This is a genomic window from Streptomyces sp. NPDC086077 (assembly GCF_040686175.1).
GTDB lineage: Bacteria > Actinomycetota > Actinomycetes > Streptomycetales > Streptomycetaceae > Streptomyces.
In genome coordinates, this window is the sequence record NZ_JBFBJT010000044.1 from 1 (window position 1) to 16,633 (window position 16,633).

A 16,633-nucleotide genomic window follows, 5' to 3' on the forward strand; every position below is an offset into this window, starting at 1 on the left:
CTCTGCCGTTCGGCGTGCAGGGCGGTCAGCTCTGCGTTCAGCCGCATCTCTGCGGCCGATCCGGTGGTGTCCATCTGCTGTTCCGCGCGGCCGGTGCTGCGGCCCTTGGCGGCGCGGTAGGAGCCGCCCGCCAGGGCGCGGGCCATGGCCCGTCGCTCGCTGCCGTTCAGCGGCCACCACTCGCCCCGGCGGACCGCTTCGAGCTTCTTCGTGGTCGCCTGGATCTCGCGGTCCAGGCGGCGTATGTCGGAGTTGCCCACGTCAGGGGCTCCCTTCGGACCCGTTCGGGTCGGGATAGGCGCAGGGCACGCAGATGCCGAGCGAGACGGGGATGACGTATCCGGCATCACGCCGGCAGGACGGGCACACGCGGCGGGCGGCATTGGCCTTCGCCAGCGCCGCCCGGCGGGCCGGGGTCATCGGCCGGACCGGTTGGGCCAGGTCGACGCGGTAGAGGTAGGCGACGAGCGGGCCCCGCCGTCGGCGCGGCCGTTCGAGCTGCGCGGCCACGCCCTGACCGCCGGGCCGGAGCCCGGCGGCACGGAGTTGACGGCGGGTGGCGTAGCCGTCCGGGGCGAGCCGCCACCGATAGACCGGCAGGGCAGCCATCACACGGCCTGAAGGCCGCGCTCGCCGCGCAGGGTGTCGCGCAGGGTCCGGGCGTTCGCCGGGGAGGTGCGAACCTCACGGCGGATGCCCTCGGCGGTCAGCTTGGCGTCCGGCCAATCGGCCGTGGCCTTACGTGCCTCGTCCAGCAGCTCATCCGCCGTGCGCTTCGGGCGCGGGGTGCGGGCGACCTCGGGCACACGGCCCGTCGCACGGCGCGGGCGGGTCGACTCGGCAGCCACCGCGCGCGACTCGATCGGCGCCGCGGTTGATTGCTCGATCGCCTGAACGGGCTTGGCCGGGACGGTCGACTTCAGGAACCCGACAGCCACCGGCCGGGGCAGCACCGGCGCGTTCGGCGTGATCGGCGCCGGGGTCGATACCGTGAGGTCAGAACTAGACCGATTCCTTACGGTCTCGGTCGATTCCTCCGCATTCGCGGTCAGGGTAGTGATCGGGGTGGGGCGGTGGTGCAGCACCTTCGCCACGAGGTCGGAGCCGAAGTAGATCGACCCGACCGGAAGCGACGTGGCGAGCAGTACAAGGGCCCAGTTCGCGGGGTCCCAGTCGGCCAGTCGACCCCAGTCGACGGAGCGGCCGTGCAGCTCCGGGACCAGGCCGTGCACGTAGTTCAGCACGAGTGAGGCGATCGTGTAGCCGGCCAGCACCCGCAGCGCGAACGTGCGGTCCCGCCCGGCGAGCACGAGCGTCGCGATCAGGGCCAGGGCCATCAGGCCGTCGACGACGAACGGGTAGAGCATCGCGGCCGTGTCGTCCGCGCCGATGGCGCCCGCGATGTCGCGCAGCGCGTTCCAGGACACCCGGAAGGCCATCGCGACCACGACGACCAGCGCGAGCACGAGGGCCGTGCGGCCCTTGCGGTGCAGGTTCATGCGGCACCGCCCGTCTGCCCGGACAGGCCGTTGACGTGGTCGCGGTGCGCGGCGAGCACGCGTCGGCGGGCCCGACGAATGCGCCGCTCGTCCAGCTCGGTCGGCGTGCGGTCAATCACGATGATCTGCGCGTCCAGCAACTCCACCTCAGCGGAGATGAGCGGGAGCTCCCGCTCGATGGCGTCCAGCTCCGCATCCGTGGGTTCCATCCACGGCTCGAACGCGGTAACAGCGTCCTGAACAGTCACGATGTGGTCCATGGGTCGTGGTCTCCCTCGCAGGTGAAACGGCCCGAACAGCGGCCCCGGGTCTAGCCACCCGGGGCCGCGCGCCGTTGGAGTCGGCTCCCGGCTCCCCTCAGCGCTGCTCGTGCGAGACGAGCAGCGGAGGCAACCGGCCCGCAGCAGACGAGCTGCGGAGAGGTCGATGCGCGACGTAGCCGCGCGGTCCGTCTTTTCGACTCGGGGAGACGGGGCCCACCTATGCAGTTCTCAAGGAACAACTAGCTCAGGGCCCCAACTGCACGAGCTATCCCGAGCCGACAGGCGCGACCAAGCAGCCCTACGGCAGCGCAGGATGGCCGGACGCTGTAGCCATTGTCCGTACAATGGCTACAGACAGGATGTTGGCAGAGCAGAGGCCAGGCCGCAAGGGCATTGGCAGCATTGACTAGACAATGGGGTCGGTGAGCGGCTTCCATGGGAGGCATGGCAGTGACTCGTCTCGGGCGAAACCCGATGTACCAGCAGATTGCGGACACCCTGCGGGAGCAGATCACGTCCGGGGAACTCGAACCAGACGCGAAGCTTCCGACGGAAGCGGAGTTGCGCGATCAGTACGGTGTGTCGCGGGAAACCGTGCGCAAGTCGCTGGCCCAGCTTGTGAACGAGGGGCTCATCGTCTCGGCGCGTCCACAGGGCCACTTCGTCCGGCGCCGCCGGCCGATGGTGTTCCGTCCCCAAGCGGAGTTCCGGAAGCGGCCGTACTCGCCGGAGATGGACGCCTTCATGACCGAGTACTCAGCAGAGGGGCGCGAGCCGCGACAGGAGATCGAGGTTGCCATCGTGGAGCCCCCGGAAGACGTAGCCAAGCGACTCCACTTGGAGCCGGGCGAACTGGTCGCGGTGCGTAAGCGTGTGCGCTACCTCGATGGCGAGCCGTTCAACATCAACGACAGTTACTTCCCTCTCGCCCTCGTGCGGGATTCCGAGATCATGCGCCCCGAGGACATCTCCCGTGGCGCGAACGAGGTCCTAGCCGAACTCGGCTATCGGCAGGTGCGAGCGCTGGATGAGCTGTACATCCGGATGCCAACTCCCGAGCAGGCGCATCGGCTTGACCTGGGCCCCGGGACCCCCGTCGGGGTTCACGTGGTAACTGGCTATACGGTCGAGGGGAAGCCTGTGCGAGTCGCAGTTTCAGTGCTCCCCGGCGATCGCCACGTCATCTCTTACGAACGACAGCGCGAAGCGCCGAACGAGGACACGTGAAAGACCTGATCATCCGCCCCGGGCACCCTGATGAGTTGGGCGTCGTGGAAGCGCTGCTGCGTGATGCATCGGCATGGCTTGCCTCACGCAGCATCGATCAATGGCAGTATCCGCCGCACAGTGACCGCATTGCGGCAGCCTTGGAGCGGGGTGTGTGCTTCCTCGCGTTCGAGGACGGTGAGCCGATCGCGACCATCCAGGTGGACGACTTCGCGGACCCCGAATTCTGGACTCCGGACGACGAGCCGGACACGGCCCTCTATGTCCACCGCATGGCGGTGAGACGCCACACGGCCGGGGTCGGTATCGGCGGCATGCTGCTGGACTGGGCATCGGAGCGGGCCAGACTGCAAGGCAAACGGTGGCTGCGGCTCGACGCATGGAAGGACAACCAGGGCTTGCACCGCTACTACAAGGGTGCAGGCTTCACGGCCCTCCGCATCGTGGATCTCCCGCATCGCAGGTCAGGAGCACTCTTCCAGCGTCCAACGGGGTACGGCACTGACGGCGATTCTTGACGGCAACGTGGGTGCACATTGCCGTACGTCCAGAACCGCTTGAACACGCTGTGGGCCGCCATGAGGCGTCTCGCGGCTGGTTGAATCCTCCACCGGAAGATCTCCTAAAGCGGGTGTCGCAGGTTCGAATCCTGCCGGGGGCACAACGCGTTACTGCCCTGACCTGGGGTTTCTCCCCCAGGGAGGCGCTTCAGTCGGCCTCGGACTCCTCGTCCGGGGCCGCTTGCGTGAGCGGTGCGTGAGCGGATGGGGGTCAGGCTCCGATATCTCTCCTGACGGACCAGCACCATCCGGCACGGACTCCACCTCCGCGTCATCGGCCTCGTCGGGCTCCCCAGGCTCCTCGGGCTCCGCTTCGGGAGCGGTGTTCTCCGAGGTGGCGCGGGCACGCGGTACGAGCCGAGCTGCGGCCTCTGCGATCGCCAAGTCCGCCTCCGGGAGGAGGCTCGTGTACGTGTCTGCCGTGATGGTGATCGAGGAGTGTCCGAGCATCTCCTGGATGTCGTTCAGGTCGGCCCCGGCCGCGTGGGCGAGGGTCGCGGCGCCATGGCGGAGGTCGTGGAGCCGGACAGGTGGGAGGCCGATCTCCTCGTACAGCTCGATGAACTGCCGTGTGACATTGGCGGGGTGGAGCATCTCGTCTCCTGGGTGAAGACGCGGCCGATCTCCACCTAGGCGTTCTCCCACTCCTTACGGTCCTTGTCCTGCTGGGCGCGGTGCCGCTTGATGGCCTGGACCGTGTCGGAGTCCAGCGTGATGGTGCGAGCGCCGGCATCGGTCTTGGGGTCGTCTTCGTACACCTCCCAGCCTTCTACGACGAGTTGCTCGGCGACGGTGATGAGACCGGCGTCCAGGTTGGTGTCGGTCCACTTTCCGCCTGCACGCCTCGCCACGCCGCAGTCCGCGGAACGCGATCAGGTGGAACAGCGCGTACAGGCGGTCCTCCGTCGGCTGCCGTATCCGTCCAGTCGCCGGAATCGCCGGCTGATGCTGCAGCGGGCAGGTTGCGCGGTGGCCGTCCGCCCGGTGCCCCGCTCCAGGTACCCGTGGAGATCGGCCGGGCTGCTGCCGCTGAGCAGGGCAAGCTCACCCGGGCCGTCGCCCGGACGGCAGTCGACGACAAGGGGCTGACGGTCGGCAGTAAGAGGCTGACCGAGGTGATGGACATACTCCGGGCCGAACTCGAAGCCGCAGCCGAGACCCATCGGGCCGGCGGCTGACCGGAACCACTGCCGGGTGACCGGAATCCTTCCGGTCACCCGGCCCGCTGTACCGCCCCCAAGAAACGCCTGATCGTCCACACCTGCGGATGAGGCGGCAGCCGTTGAGGACGGGCACCTCTGCGGAAGCGGTGTTCTGCCGGTCCCACCGACAGATCAGGTGGCCTGAAGCAAGTCACTGACGACTGGTCGGCGGGACATCCTGCCATGACCTCGGTAGCCAGGACCTAGCCAGCCGCCCCTCCGATCCCCTGGTGATGAGTCCACCGCGCCGCCTCCTCACTTGTCGTGGGCTCGCTGGTCGGATGCCGGCCGACGGGAGGGAGCGTGAGCGAGATCAGCGTGCCGGAAGGATGGCAGACAGTACGCTGAATCCAGCGGGATCGGGCCCGCAGCACAGTGTCCGGGAGGTGCTTCATGACGGCCGAGATGGTGGCCCCGGCGTGGATGCATGAGCAGATCACGGCGGAGGAGTACGAGTCCTGGTCCGAGGAGCAGTGCGCCGGCATCGAGATCGTGGACGGGATGGTCGTGGTGAGTCCGAGTGCGTCCAAGCGGCACAACCGGCTCGCTCGGATTCTGGCGAACGCCCTGGATGCCGCCGCGGGCCCGGAGTGGAACGCCGACACTGACTTCGACGTCCGGCTTCAGGACGTCCCGCTCACCAATCGCCGCCCCGACGTCGTCGTGTACCAGGCAGCCACCATCGACATCACCCCCACCCGCCCCGAGCACGTGCTGCTGGTCGCGGAGGTGGTGTCGCCGGGTTCGGAGACCACCGACCGGATCGTGAAGGTCGACCAGTACGCCAAGGCAGGCATCGGCTTCTACTGGCGGATCGAGCAGGCCGCGACAGGCGTTCCTCTCGTGTACACCTACGTGCTCGACCCCGCGACGAAGACCTACCGGGACGGAGACGTGTTCACCGGCGTCCTCAAGGTAGCGGCCCCCTTCCCGGTGGAGATCGACCTCGGCCAGATCTGACCCACGCGCTGCTCACCGTCGACAGCGCGTGAGCGATGCGTGAGCGGACGGTCTGATACAGGGCGGCATGAGCCGGATCAAGTGGCTCGCCGCGTGTTTCTGACCAGGGGGAACAGCATCGCGCGGCAGCGCCATGCACCACCCGGCAAGGAAGCGATCCCACTCCTAAAGCGGGTGTCGCAGGTTCGAATCCTGCCGGGGGCACCAGCCAAGAGGCCCCGGACCGATCATGGTCCGGGGCCGTTGGCATCCAGCTTTGACATCAACGAGCACGGTCACTGACGACCGGGACGCTTCCTGAGCAGCCAGTCCGTGTGGCTCATCGCCTCGCGCTGGGTGACCTGGACGACGTGCGTGTAGACGGCCATGGTGATGCTGATCTGGGAGTGCCCGAGGATCTCCATCACGACGCGCGGCGCCACTGCGGCCGCCGTGAGGAGGGTGGCCGTGCCGTGGCGGGCGTCGTGCAGCCGGATGACGCGGAGGCCGGCGGACTCGGCGACGCGGGTGAAGGAGCGGTAGACGTTCCGCGGCTCGACCTGACGCCCCGTGCGCGTGGTGAAGACGTAGGCGGACTCCTCCCACTGCTCCCCCGCCTTGGCACGAGCAGCTGCCTGGCGCATCCGGTGCCAGCGCAGGGGCGCGATGCAGAGGGCGGGCAGCGGGACGGCCCGACGACGACGGCTCTTGGGATCGTCTTCGTAGAGGACGCCCCCACGGCGCTGCGTGTGCTTGCGGACGTAGAGAACGCGACTGTCAAGGTCGAGGTCCGACCACCGGAGACCGACAATCTCACCTCGGCGGAGGCCCATGGCGATGGCGAGCACGAAAGCCGCGGGGAGTGCTGGGCAGCGGCATACCCCTGGCACACACCCGACTCGATCAACCTCGCACTTCCCCAGTCAACGAGCCTCCGCCTCGCCCTGCGATGGATCCGCGACCGGACGAGCCATGTGGTTGACCAGCTCGACACGGCGTACGCGCAGCCAGGCCGCTGCTGGCTGACGGACGAGGCGGAACACGAACGCGCCCTCGCCCACCTGACGTCAGGCCTATATCACAGCCTATGACCTGCAACTCTGGGTGTCTGTAGTCGAGTTCGGTGCCCCCGGACCCCCGTCCCAGCCACTGTTCCCGATGACTGTAGAAGCGTCAGGCCGTGCCAGTTGCGTGCGAGATCCTGCGGGAAGCCACGGGGAACCCCGGTGAACCAGCCGACGGCCCCTCAGGCGCGAGTGTCGCTCCGCCCGCAGGTCAGCCCGGCGACAAGTTGAATCGCGTCAGCTTCCCAAGCTGAGGTCTCACCTCTGTCGTGGCCCATCAGTCCAGCCAGACGAGCATCGCATCGTCCGTCCTGGCAGCAGCCTCAAAGAACTCTGTAAGCCGTCGTACCAGGGTCGCCCCCAGTCCAGCGCATCAGGCTCACCCCATCCGAGCGGATACACCTCGGCGCTGGTCAGTTCAGCAGGATCCACGCCACTGATGAGCTGGTCTTAGCTGGCAGACCGCAGAGCTTCCGCCGCGAGCCGGACCCGCTCCGGCCGCAGGTACCTCGGAGGCCCGTACCCCCAATCCTCATCCTCGGCGAACGGCTCCTCACCGTGGATCACGTTTGCGGGAAAATCGGCGCGCGCCAGCAGGAAACGGAGCAGGTCCCATGTCTTGTACGTGCTGAAGTGGCGCGCTTCGGCCGGCGCAGGCTCCGTCTCCTCTTCTGCGTCCTGGACCTCTTCGACGAAGCCCAAAGCCCCATCAGGATCTTGGATCGCTCGCTCCAGCTCAGCAGCCGTGACACGGAGATACTCACCGATCATGCTCATGGCCGGAGACTAGGCGAGGCCACTGACAGCGGCCGTCGGACGGGTGGTCTCAGTTTCCGTCTCCTTCAGCCCCATGCAAGGCCATTCAGGCGAGACCCTCAACCGTCCCGTGTCGACAGCCAGCCGCCCACGAGCCCAGGTGAACGCCCCCGCACACAGCCCACCACCCCACCAACACGGTTAAGTCGTGTTGGCGTGAGAGCAGAGCGGGTACTGCGCCCGGTCGGCAATACGTGATCAGCTTGGGGTGTGGAGACCATCATCGCCAGTGCTATAGCCGTTCTGGGGACCCTGCTCGGCTCGGGGCTCACCCTGGCGTTTCAGCAGCGCACCACCGACAAGGGGCATGAGTTCACCCGCCATGAGAGGCTCCGGCAGGAGCGACTCGATGCTTACTCCGCCTACGCAGGCGCACTCATCAACTACCGCCGCTGCCTGGTACATCTCTGGTTCTGCGAACACGAACAACCACCGCACGACGACCCCAGCGTGGTGCGAGTCCGCGCATACGACCTGCGTTCCAACGCCCAAGAAGCGCTCTTCCGGGTGCAGATGCTCACCGATGACGACGCCTTGAGCGAGGCGGCAGAAACGGCACTTGCGGACGTCACAGCCCTGCCCAAGACGGACAGCAGGACCGAACTGGACCAGCGCAGGGTGAAGACCCGCGATGACATCAGTCGACTGGTTAGAGCGTCCAAGCGCCATCTCTGATGCACCTGCCAACGCGTCTGCAAGGGTCAGTCCGCCAGAGCCGTGCGCCGCACCACAAGCGCACCAGATGAGGCGGGGAACAGCGGGGAATCACGGTGAAAGCGGTCCAGCCTGAGGAGGCGGCACGGGGTATTCCCCCAGGTCATTGCCCGGACAGGCGCCAAATGCTCGCAGCTTCCCAAGCTGAGAGCGCGAGTACGACCCTCGTCACCCGCTTCAAGGGGGCCTAGGTCATCGAGCCGGGCCTTTTTGCTGTGCTCAGGCCGCGCCGGCACCGAACTGGTACCTGGGTCTCGTTCGTTCCCTGACCATGGCTCGTCGTCAGCGGCAGTAGGGGCAGCGACCTCGTTCGTCAAGGCTCTCTGGGTGCGTGTGTCCGCAACCGGCACAGTCGAGGGATCTTCGCGGTAAGGCTCCGGTGCGCCGTAGACGGGAGCCCCTCCTGCTGGGGTGCGGACTGGGTCGTCGTCTTCGCTGTAGTAGTAGTTTGGGGTGTCTGTCAAAGATCGTCAGAAATCAGGGGAATTCCCCTGCGATCGGTGTGCCAAGCGGGTTTCGCACAGCGGAGTCCACCCCGTACGAAGCGGGCCGGAACAGAGGGTGCTCCGGCCATCGGCACGGGCCGGCTGTGTCCGCTTGCTCTGGTCGACGACACACCCCCATAGCGCGGCTGAGGCCGGTGGGGGTACAGCGGTGCCTACGCGTACGTGGTTCGGTCGACGCACCCGCCGTAGTGGCTGGTCGTCCTCGGCTTAGATTCGTGCCACTGCCCTGCCAGACGCATGGGTCAGTCACGGTGGACGGTGGCGTCTCGCGGCATCGGCAGCCTGGCCAGGTATCGAAGCCCAGCTCAGCAACGCGATCCGCCAGCCTCTCTCCTGAAGCGGGTGTCGCAGGCTCGAAGCCCGCCGGGGGCACCAGCCAAGAGGCCCCGGACCGATCATGGTCCGGGGCCTTTGACGGCTGCCGCCGACCGGAGCGCGGAGAGGCTCAGGGGCGACGGCTCGTGCCTCGCCGGCTCGCGGGATTCTCAGTCGAGACAGAACTCGTTGCCCTCGATGTCCTGCATCACGATGCACGACTCGTTGTGTTCATCGGCAAGCAGCACTCGCACGCGTGTCGCGCCGAGCGCGACGAGTCGTGCGCACTCGGCCTCGAGCGTGGCCAGGCGCTCTTCACCCACGAGCCCGGTGCCGACCCGCACGTCGAGATGCACCCGATTCTTGACGACCTTGCCCTCGGGGACGCGCTGGAAATACAGCCGCGGGCCCACGCCCGAGGGGTCCCCGCAGGCGAACGCCGCACCCTGCCGCTCCGGCGGCAGCGAGCGATCGAAGTCGTCCCACGTGGCAAACCCCTCCGGTGGCGGCGGCACGACGTACCCCAACACCTCGCACCAGAAGCGGGCGACACGCTCAGGTTCCGCGCAGTCGAAGGTGACCTGGAACTGTTTGATCGATGACATCGGCGCACCATAACAGGGGGTCACGAGGACAATGCGGCCCGCTCGGATTCGGTCGGCAATACGCAGAACTCGCATCCCTCCGGTCGGCGGGAACGACCCAGCCCCAGTCGTCGGGCTTGCGGCGATCGGCGACCAGGCAGGCGCCCAGCTTCAGCACCCCCTCAAAGCCGGGCCGCCTGGCGGCATCATCTCGGTCTTGTCGTCACCCGGTTCGCTCTCGGGATCCGGCGGGTGTCCGGTCACCTCCCTCCAGAACCGCGCCAGTTGGGCGGCGTTCGCACAGTCGATCGCCACGTTCGTCACCGTTGAGGCCATGCGCGCGCATGGTGGCCGGCCTGCCATGACTACAGCACCAGTTCGGATTGCGGATCAGGTTGTCGCGCCGGCGGGGTCTTCGGTTCCCGCGGGGCGGCGGTTTTCACGTAGCCGTGGATCACCGAGGCCATCGCCAGCAGGAGAAGTGGTGCGGAGACCCACGGGTACCTGGCCATCTCCAACGGCAGGAAGCGGTAGGACACCAGGAGCGCGGCGAAGACGGCTGTGCCGTGGGCGACCAGTCGGGTCGCCGATCGGTCCCAGCCGCGGTCGAGGGCGCGCAGAGCCGCCTCGATCGTGAGCGTGAAGACCACGCCGGCGATGAGATCCACGCCGTAGTGGTAGCCGAATCCCAGCGTCGCGGCGAGGGTGGCGATCAGCCAAAACGTTCCAGCAAAACGTAGGAGCCGCGGGCCCCGCCGGGAATGGATGAAGATCGCGGTGGCCCACGCCGTGTGCAGGCTGGGCATGCAGTTCCGCGGGGTGATCTCGTCGAACGGCATGTGCTGAGGGGTGTCGAGCGGCGGGGGCGTATGTGGCCACAGGTCGGCCACCGCCCATCGCGCACTGGACGGCGTGTCCGCCCACAGGCTCACCGATGCCCAGTGCTCGGCGCCGGTGCCGTAGGCGAAGATCGGTCCGACCACCGGGAAGATCATGTAGATGGCGGGGCCGAGGAGGCCTATCACCAGGAAGGTGCGCACCAGGTGGTGGCCCGGGAAGCGGCGCTCGACCGCCACGTTGCGCAGTTGGTACAGGGCGACGACGACGGCGGCCACCGCGAGTTGGCCGTAGACGATGTCGAGGAAGTTGAAGCCGATGGGGCCGGTGGCCGTCAGGAGGCGGCCCGCCAGCCACGACGGGTTACCGAGCGCGTGATCGGCGGTCGCCAGGTACTGGTCGAGCACTTCCGGACGGCTCTTGGAGGTGATGAGCAGCCAGATGTCGCCGGTCTTGCGGCCCGCCACCAGCAGCAGGGCCAGCCCGACGCCCTTCAGCAGCAGGACGCGTTCCCGGCCGGTACGACGGGTGAGAGCGATGACCGCGCAGCCCAGAATCACCCACAACGCGCCGTTGCCGAAGGGGTGGCCGTCGGTGATCTCGGCGCCGACGGCCCACCGGACCACCAAGAAGGCGAGGTCGATACCGATCGCGGCGCCTGTCGCGACGAGTCGTTGCCGCCAGGTCAGCACCACCATCATCAATGCCATGCCCGCGTACAACAAGAACCCGGATTTGGGGGCGAATATCACCTCTCGCACCTGGTTGGTGATCGGGCCGGGCAGGCCGTAGCGGCGTGCGGCGATCTCCAGCGCGATGAGGAATCCGATGGCCACGACACCCGCCACGGCCCAGAGTCTCGCCCGTGGGTGACGCCATATGGAGAAAGAGATTCTGCGACTTATTCGCGAGAAATCACGTGATGGTGCGTATCGCAATTTTTGGGCCGATTTTCTAGATATCAAGTGCACGTCAAGGTGGTTCCGATCGCCACCTTAAGGTCGGGCTCCCTCCTCCCTCACAGCGGGCGGCCCGTCCGACGTGGGAAGACGGCAGAATCACGGTCCGGGTTCCGGCCGACGGATCAGTACGCCCGGGACCGGTCCCGCGGCTTGAGCGGGGGGCTACCGGGAGTCGCGCTGGTTGTTCGCGGGCAGCCAGGTCCGCAGGGTGGTGAGCAGGTCGTCCTGGTCGACGGGCTTGGTGAGGTAGGCGGAGGCGCCGGCCTCGTGGGCCCGGGCACGGTCCTCCGCCATCGCTCGTGCCGTCAGCACGATGACAGGCAGACGGGACAGTCCCGGCGTGGCCCGGATCGCGGCGGTCGCCTCGTAGCCGTCCATCTCCGGCATCATGATGTCCATCAGAACGCCCGCTATGTCGCGATCCTCCTCCAGCACCTCGATGCCCTCGCGGCCGTTCTCCGCGTAGCGCACCGTCAGGCCGTGCCCTTCCAGGATCTGGGTGAGGGCGAACACGTTGCGGAGGTCGTCGTCGACGACCAGCACCTTCTCGCCGTGGAACCGGACCTCGACCGTTCGCGATGCGGGCGCACCACGCCGCTCACGGGGCTGAAACGGCTGTATGGGTACCGGTCTCGACAACGGCAGGTACAGACTGAACGCCGAGCCACGTCCCTGCTCGCTCTCCACGCCGATCTCGCCTCCGAGCAGACGGCCGATGTCCCGTGAGATGGACAGCCCGAGGCCCGTTCCGCCGTATTTGCGGCTGGTGGTGCCGTCTGCCTGCTTGAAGGCGTCGAAGATCACTCCGAGTTTGGCGGCCGGGATGCCGATACCGGTGTCGGTGATCCGGAACTCGATGACGGGTGCGTCGAGGTGGGCCAGGGAACCGGACCGCGTCATCTGTTCGCGCAGGCCGACGGGTACTGCCGTCGCGTGACGAGCGACCACTTCGACCGATCCCGTGTCGGTGAACTTGACGGCGTTGGACAGGAGATTGCGCAGCACCTGGACAAGCCGTTGCTCGTCGGTGAAGAGCGTCTCCGGCAGTTCGGAGGAGACCCGTACCAGGAATTGGAGGTTCTTCTCGTCGGTCATCGGCTGGAAGGCCTGTTCCAGGTATGCGAGGACGTCGCGCGGCGAGACGTCCGTGGGATGGATCTCCATCCTGCCCGCCTCGACCTTCGCCAGGTCCAGGATGTCGTTGATCAGCTGGAGCAGGTCGGAGCCCGCCGAGTGGATGACCGCGGCGAACTCGACCTGCTTGGGCGAGAGGTTGCTGTCGGGATTGTCAGCGAGCAGCTTGGCCAGGATCAGCAGCGAGTTCAGCGGTGTCCGCAGTTCGTGCGACATGTTGGCCAGGAACTCGTTCTTGTAGCGCGTGGAGACCGCCAACTGCTCGGCGCGCTCCTCCAGGCTCTGCCTGGCCTCCTCGATCTCGCTGTTCTTGACCTCCAGGTCCCGGTTCTGCCGGGCCAGCAGCGCGGCCTGGTCCTCCAGTTCCCGGGTACGGAGCCGCAATTGCTCCGTCAGTTCCTGCGACTGGGTCAGCAGCTGCCTCGTCTGCTGCTGTTGCCGCAGCAGCACTTCGCTGCTGTGCTCGATGAAGGCCGCCACGTCCGGGGGGATGTCGCTCTTGCGTTCGCCCAGCCACCGCTGGGCCTCGGCCACTCGGGTCGCCGACAGCAGGTCGCCCTCCCGGGCCCGCTCCTCCATGACGCTCAGCCACTGCTGGAAGGCCGCGTCCTCCTGGACCCAGCCGGACAGTCTGTCCCACTCCCGGATCAGGGCCTCGTGAGCGATCTCGGCCGTGTCGGGACCGGCGGTTCCCAGGACGACGATTCGGTGCTCGGGTTCGGCGAGCAGCCGGGCGACGTGCCAGTCGTCCCCGAGGTGGGCACGATGTGCCGTGACACGCACGGCGTTGGCGCTTCCACCCCGTGCCCGCACCATGGCCAGCAGAACGCGACGGATGCGGTGCTCCTCCAAGCGCATGTGCTCGCCGAGCCAGTGGTACACCTTTTCCGCGTGCTGGTTGAGCGCTCCCGACACGCCGCCCAAGCCGTGGTAGCTGTCGAAGCTGATCTGCCGTTCCTGTTGCAACGGCCACAGTTCGGTCAGCGTGAACTCCAGCAGCGGCAGGCTGCCCACCGCTTTGCTCGCCTCGCCGGCGATCCGCTCGGGCAGGCCCGGGCTGAAGCTGACACCGCAGAGTCGGGCGGGCTCGACGATGACCCTCGTCAGTGCCGCCTCGTCCAACGGCGACACGTTCAGCTGCCGGTCCTGTATGCGGCCTCCGACATCGGGCAGCTCCAGCAGGTCCGGCAGGAAGTCCGCGCGCAGCGTGCAGACGAGGCGCACCCGTGGGTCCAGGGTGGTTTCCGCGGGCGGAAGCAGGCTGTGCAGGAAGGGGAGGGGATCGGCCCCAGCCCTGCTTCCGAAGGTCTCCTCGAACTGATCTCCGACCAGGGCGAGTGGCTGTCCCGTGAGCACCGCGATCCTGGAAGCCACCGGCCAGAAGCCCTCCAGCCGCAGTGCTTCGGCCCGGCGCTCCAGCTCTTCGAGCGAGTGCTGCGCGCCCGGACGCTCGACTTCGAGCAGCGCCCGGGCCACCGCTTCGAAGGGAGCCGTCCCCGGGCGGAAGGTGGCCACCCGCCAGCCCTCGTTCTCCAGCTCGGGCCGCAGCCCGGCCGCCACAAGGGAGGACTTGCCCACTCCTGAAGGGCCCGTGACCATGACCAGCGGCTTGGCCTTCACCATGTTCCGCAACCGTTCGACCTCGGCCTCGCGCCCGACAAAGACCCCGCTCTTCCCGTCCTGGGCGGTGAAGGACTCCAGCCCACGATAGGGGCAGGGAGGGAGCAGGGTCCGGCCCAGCAGGTCGGGCCAGGCGGCCGCCACTTCTGACAAGGGGATGGCGTAGGCGTCCTGCGCGGCACCGTCCTTGCCGGCGATCGCGAGCATCCCCACGACCGAGTCGCCCCAGCGGTCCGTCGTGACGACCGGGGCTCCGCTGTAGCCGGGTTGCGCGCGCAGGGCGGACTCGGTGCGCGCGTCCAGCTGGATGAGCCCGCCGCCCACGGCCCCCCGTAGGACGCAGGTGCTCCAGGCGCCGTTGGCCTTCCTCGGTGGCGTGCCCGCGAAGCCGAACACCGCGACCGACGTATCGCTGACCAGGCCGCCCGTCGCGTCCACCAGACGGGCCGCCCCGGCCTTCGCCGGGAGTGTGTCACCGGCCACGACCAGCCCGGCCACATCGCGCCCGGTGCCGTTGAGCCCCGGCGGCGGGTCCCAGGCCACCACCCGGCACGCGCGCAGCGGCGCACCCTCGCCGTCGCCCAGCAGGACGAACTCGACCTGGACCCGCGCGTCGTCGGGTGGCCGTTCCTGGCAGCGTTTGTCCGCGCCGAGCGCCGCATTGACGACATGGGCGCAGGTGACGATGTGCCGTCCACCGACGACGAATCCGACTCCGACGGGAGTGTCCGAGGCCCGGGACCGGATCTTGACGATGAATCCTTCCCGCTGCACCTGCATGGCCGTCAGGTCCGCTTCCAGACCACCCGAACGGCGAAGTTCACCTCGGCCGTCCCCTTGGCGATGATCACTCCGCTCTCACCGCTGATCTTGAGGCCGAACTGGATCTCGGTCTCGTCCGGTTCGAGCGCTCTGACCGTCTGCGAGACCTGCGCCAGAGCGGGCCTGACCCGCGCCAGCGCCTCGCGCAGCGAGGTCTCCGCGCGTCGCACCACGCCGTCGTCAGCCGCCAGGTCGAGGTCCGATCCAGCCAGATCGGTCTCGACCTCGAAGACGGCGTTGCCCTCACCGTCGGCAACAGTCATCTCGACAAGTTCCGCCACCGCAACCCCCCGCGCGTTCGGCCCTGACAGGGCGATACCCATTTTGAGGCATCTGGTACGGCTCCGCCCCGGAGTTGGTGGAGTTCCGTTCCCCCCACATCCCCCACCCCACCCACCCCGTAACCACCACCGAGACCCCCGCCATCACCGACATCCCCACCCCCGGCGACGTCACCTGAGCCACCGCCCCCGCCACCGCCGCACTCATCCCCTGCATCGTGAGCATCCCGGCGGAGTGCAGGCCCAGGGCGTGTCCGACCAGTTCCTCCGGGGTCTCGGCCACCAGGCGTTCCTGTTGTACGAGGCTTGCCCCGAAGCCCACCGACGCGACCGCCACCAGCGCCCCGGACAGCACCGGCCCCGGGCCGACGAAGAAGACGGCGTACGGGGTCGCCAGGAGCAGGAGGAGCGGGATGCCGAGGCGCTGCCGGTGGGCCGGGGGTACGACGCGGCCGATCAGGACGTCGCCCACCAGCATGCCCAGCGCCGCGCAGGCGAAGAGGGGGCCGGCGGCCCGGGGGGCGTACGACACGTACAGCGACTCGCAGCCCACGATCAGGCCGTTGGGGACCCAGAGGGCGAGGTAGAGGCGCCGGCGCGGGGCGGAGGACCACAGGAGGGCGTTGGTGCGCCGGGTCGCCGCGACCGAAGGGCGGGCGGCCGTGCGCGGGGGGCGGGGCGTGAGGCCCAGGCGTGCCACGGCCGCCGCCGACAGGAACAGCAGCGCCGCGAGGAGAAGCGTCACGCGTGCCGAGCCGAGGAGCACCAGAAGGGCGCCGCCCGTCGCGTAACCGGTGATCTGCATGACGCCGCTCATCATGTTGAACATCGAACGGCCCAGCAGATAGCCGTCCTTGGTCAGGATCTCGGTCAGCAGGCCCCATCGCACTCCCCCGCCCAGCGACGCGATCAGTCCTTGCGCGAGGACGACGAGGAGGACGGACCAGATCGGCAGGCCGGGGAGCGCGAGGAGCGCCGTGCCCGTCGCGAAGGCCAGCGGTACGGCCGTCAGGGCGCGCCTCGGTGGCAGACCGTCCGCCCAGGACAGGAACAGCGTCGCACCCAGCACCTGCGCCAGCGACGGACCGAACATGCTCACCGCCGCCAGCAGCGGCGAGCGCGTCGCCTCGTACACCAGCGTGCCGAGGGCCAGGCCGCCGATCGTCTGGCCCGCGGTATGGGCGGAGGAGGCGAGGAAGAGCGGGGTGAACTCCGGTGTGCGGAACAGATGGCGGTAGCTGCGCATGGGCGGAGTCTGCTGGCGCCCGCCGCCCGGTCGTTATTGTTT

At 68.2% G+C, this 16,633-nt stretch carries 17 protein-coding genes and 3 pseudogenes; 5 read left to right on the forward strand and 15 right to left on the reverse strand.

Going from position 1 to position 16,633, the window contains the following annotated elements; genetic code table 11:
• From AB0O67_RS15355 to AB0O67_RS15370, 4 genes are all read right to left on the reverse strand, one after another.
• A partial coding sequence (locus AB0O67_RS15355) for a hypothetical protein (protein WP_365450075.1) occupies window positions 1-260 on the reverse strand: 260 nt, incomplete at its 3' end.
• Window position 261: 1 nt separating this feature from the next.
• Entirely contained in the window at window positions 262-609 is a 348-nt protein-coding gene (locus AB0O67_RS15360) for an RRQRL motif-containing zinc-binding protein (RefSeq protein ID WP_365450077.1), read from the reverse strand.
• Window positions 609-1,499, reverse strand: a complete 891-nt coding sequence (locus AB0O67_RS15365) for a DUF2637 domain-containing protein (protein WP_365450079.1) — start codon at window positions 1,497-1,499, stop codon at window positions 609-611. Before AB0O67_RS15365 ends, AB0O67_RS15360 begins: the two co-directional genes overlap by 1 nt.
• Window positions 1,496-1,759: a DUF6284 family protein gene (locus tag AB0O67_RS15370; RefSeq protein ID WP_365450081.1), complete on the reverse strand. Its 264-nt coding sequence runs from the start codon at window positions 1,757-1,759 to the stop codon at window positions 1,496-1,498. The genes AB0O67_RS15365 and AB0O67_RS15370 overlap by 4 nt, the downstream gene beginning before the upstream one ends.
• A gap of 447 nt (window positions 1,760-2,206) precedes the next feature.
• On the opposite strand from AB0O67_RS15370, the gene AB0O67_RS15375 reads away from it, so the two are divergent.
• Together AB0O67_RS15375 and AB0O67_RS15380 are read left to right on the forward strand one after the other, a co-directional pair.
• Window positions 2,207-2,989, forward strand: a complete 783-nt coding sequence (locus AB0O67_RS15375) for a GntR family transcriptional regulator (RefSeq protein ID WP_365450083.1) — start codon at window positions 2,207-2,209, stop codon at window positions 2,987-2,989.
• Window positions 2,986-3,507, forward strand: coding sequence for a GNAT family N-acetyltransferase (locus tag AB0O67_RS15380; protein ID WP_365450085.1), 522 nt, complete (start codon window positions 2,986-2,988; stop codon window positions 3,505-3,507). Before AB0O67_RS15375 ends, AB0O67_RS15380 begins: the two co-directional genes overlap by 4 nt.
• Before the next feature lie 150 nt (window positions 3,508-3,657).
• Here AB0O67_RS15380 and AB0O67_RS15385 read toward each other — a convergent pair whose 3' ends face one another.
• Together AB0O67_RS15385 and AB0O67_RS15390 are read right to left on the reverse strand one after the other, a co-directional pair.
• On the reverse strand, window positions 3,658-4,143 hold the full coding sequence (locus AB0O67_RS15385) for a tyrosine-type recombinase/integrase (RefSeq protein WP_365450087.1): 486 nt from the start codon (window positions 4,141-4,143) through the stop codon (window positions 3,658-3,660).
• 35 nt (window positions 4,144-4,178) lie between these two features.
• Window positions 4,179-4,400 carry a hypothetical protein gene (locus AB0O67_RS15390; protein ID WP_365450089.1) on the reverse strand — a complete coding sequence of 74 codons (222 nt, stop codon included), beginning with the start codon at window positions 4,398-4,400 and terminating at the stop codon, window positions 4,179-4,181.
• Window positions 4,401-4,553: 153 nt separating this feature from the next.
• Here AB0O67_RS15390 and AB0O67_RS15395 point away from each other — a divergent pair, with 153 nt between their 5' ends.
• Both AB0O67_RS15395 and AB0O67_RS15400 read left to right on the forward strand, forming a co-directional pair.
• On the forward strand, window positions 4,554-4,727 hold the full coding sequence (locus tag AB0O67_RS15395; protein WP_365450091.1) for a hypothetical protein: 174 nt from the start codon (window positions 4,554-4,556) through the stop codon (window positions 4,725-4,727).
• A 417-nt stretch (window positions 4,728-5,144) separates the two neighbouring features.
• Window positions 5,145-5,711 carry a Uma2 family endonuclease gene (locus AB0O67_RS15400; RefSeq protein ID WP_365450093.1) on the forward strand — a complete coding sequence of 189 codons (567 nt, stop codon included), beginning with the start codon at window positions 5,145-5,147 and terminating at the stop codon, window positions 5,709-5,711.
• Window positions 5,712-5,986: 275 nt separating this feature from the next.
• Here the strand turns inward: AB0O67_RS15400 and AB0O67_RS15405 are convergent.
• Window positions 5,987-6,547: pseudogene (locus AB0O67_RS15405) on the reverse strand (site-specific integrase); the annotation flags it as partial.
• A 484-nt stretch (window positions 6,548-7,031) separates the two neighbouring features.
• A pseudogene (locus AB0O67_RS15410) lies at window positions 7,032-7,531 on the reverse strand (YfbM family protein).
• A 249-nt stretch (window positions 7,532-7,780) separates the two neighbouring features.
• Between AB0O67_RS15410 and AB0O67_RS15415 the strand changes: the two are divergent.
• Window positions 7,781-8,245, forward strand: coding sequence for a hypothetical protein (locus AB0O67_RS15415; protein WP_365450095.1), 465 nt, complete (start codon window positions 7,781-7,783; stop codon window positions 8,243-8,245).
• Window positions 8,246-9,275: 1,030 nt separating this feature from the next.
• Here the strand turns inward: AB0O67_RS15415 and AB0O67_RS15420 are convergent.
• The 7 genes and pseudogenes from AB0O67_RS15420 to AB0O67_RS15450 all read right to left on the reverse strand — a co-directional run bounded on the left by AB0O67_RS15420 (window position 9,276) and on the right by AB0O67_RS15450 (window position 16,591).
• Window positions 9,276-9,710 carry a VOC family protein gene (locus AB0O67_RS15420; RefSeq protein WP_365450097.1) on the reverse strand — a complete coding sequence of 145 codons (435 nt, stop codon included), beginning with the start codon at window positions 9,708-9,710 and terminating at the stop codon, window positions 9,276-9,278.
• 150 nt (window positions 9,711-9,860) lie between these two features.
• Window positions 9,861-10,052, reverse strand: a complete 192-nt coding sequence (locus AB0O67_RS15425) for a VOC family protein (RefSeq protein WP_365450099.1) — start codon at window positions 10,050-10,052, stop codon at window positions 9,861-9,863.
• Between the two features lie 2 nt (window positions 10,053-10,054).
• On the reverse strand, window positions 10,055-11,374 hold the full coding sequence (locus AB0O67_RS15430; protein ID WP_365450101.1) for a phosphatase PAP2 family protein: 1,320 nt from the start codon (window positions 11,372-11,374) through the stop codon (window positions 10,055-10,057).
• Window positions 11,375-11,650: 276 nt separating this feature from the next.
• Window positions 11,651-14,449, reverse strand: coding sequence for a response regulator (locus AB0O67_RS15435; RefSeq protein WP_365450166.1), 2,799 nt, complete (start codon window positions 14,447-14,449; stop codon window positions 11,651-11,653).
• Window positions 14,450-14,458: 9 nt separating this feature from the next.
• Window positions 14,459-15,022 (reverse strand): annotated as a pseudogene (locus AB0O67_RS15440) (trypsin-like peptidase domain-containing protein); the annotation flags it as partial.
• Window positions 15,023-15,027: 5 nt separating this feature from the next.
• Window positions 15,028-15,327, reverse strand: coding sequence for a CU044_2847 family protein (locus AB0O67_RS15445; protein ID WP_365450103.1), 300 nt, complete (start codon window positions 15,325-15,327; stop codon window positions 15,028-15,030).
• Entirely contained in the window at window positions 15,308-16,591 is a 1,284-nt protein-coding gene (locus AB0O67_RS15450; RefSeq protein WP_365450105.1) for an MFS transporter, read from the reverse strand. The genes AB0O67_RS15445 and AB0O67_RS15450 overlap by 20 nt, the downstream gene beginning before the upstream one ends.
• Between the last annotated feature and the right edge of the window lie 42 nt (window positions 16,592-16,633).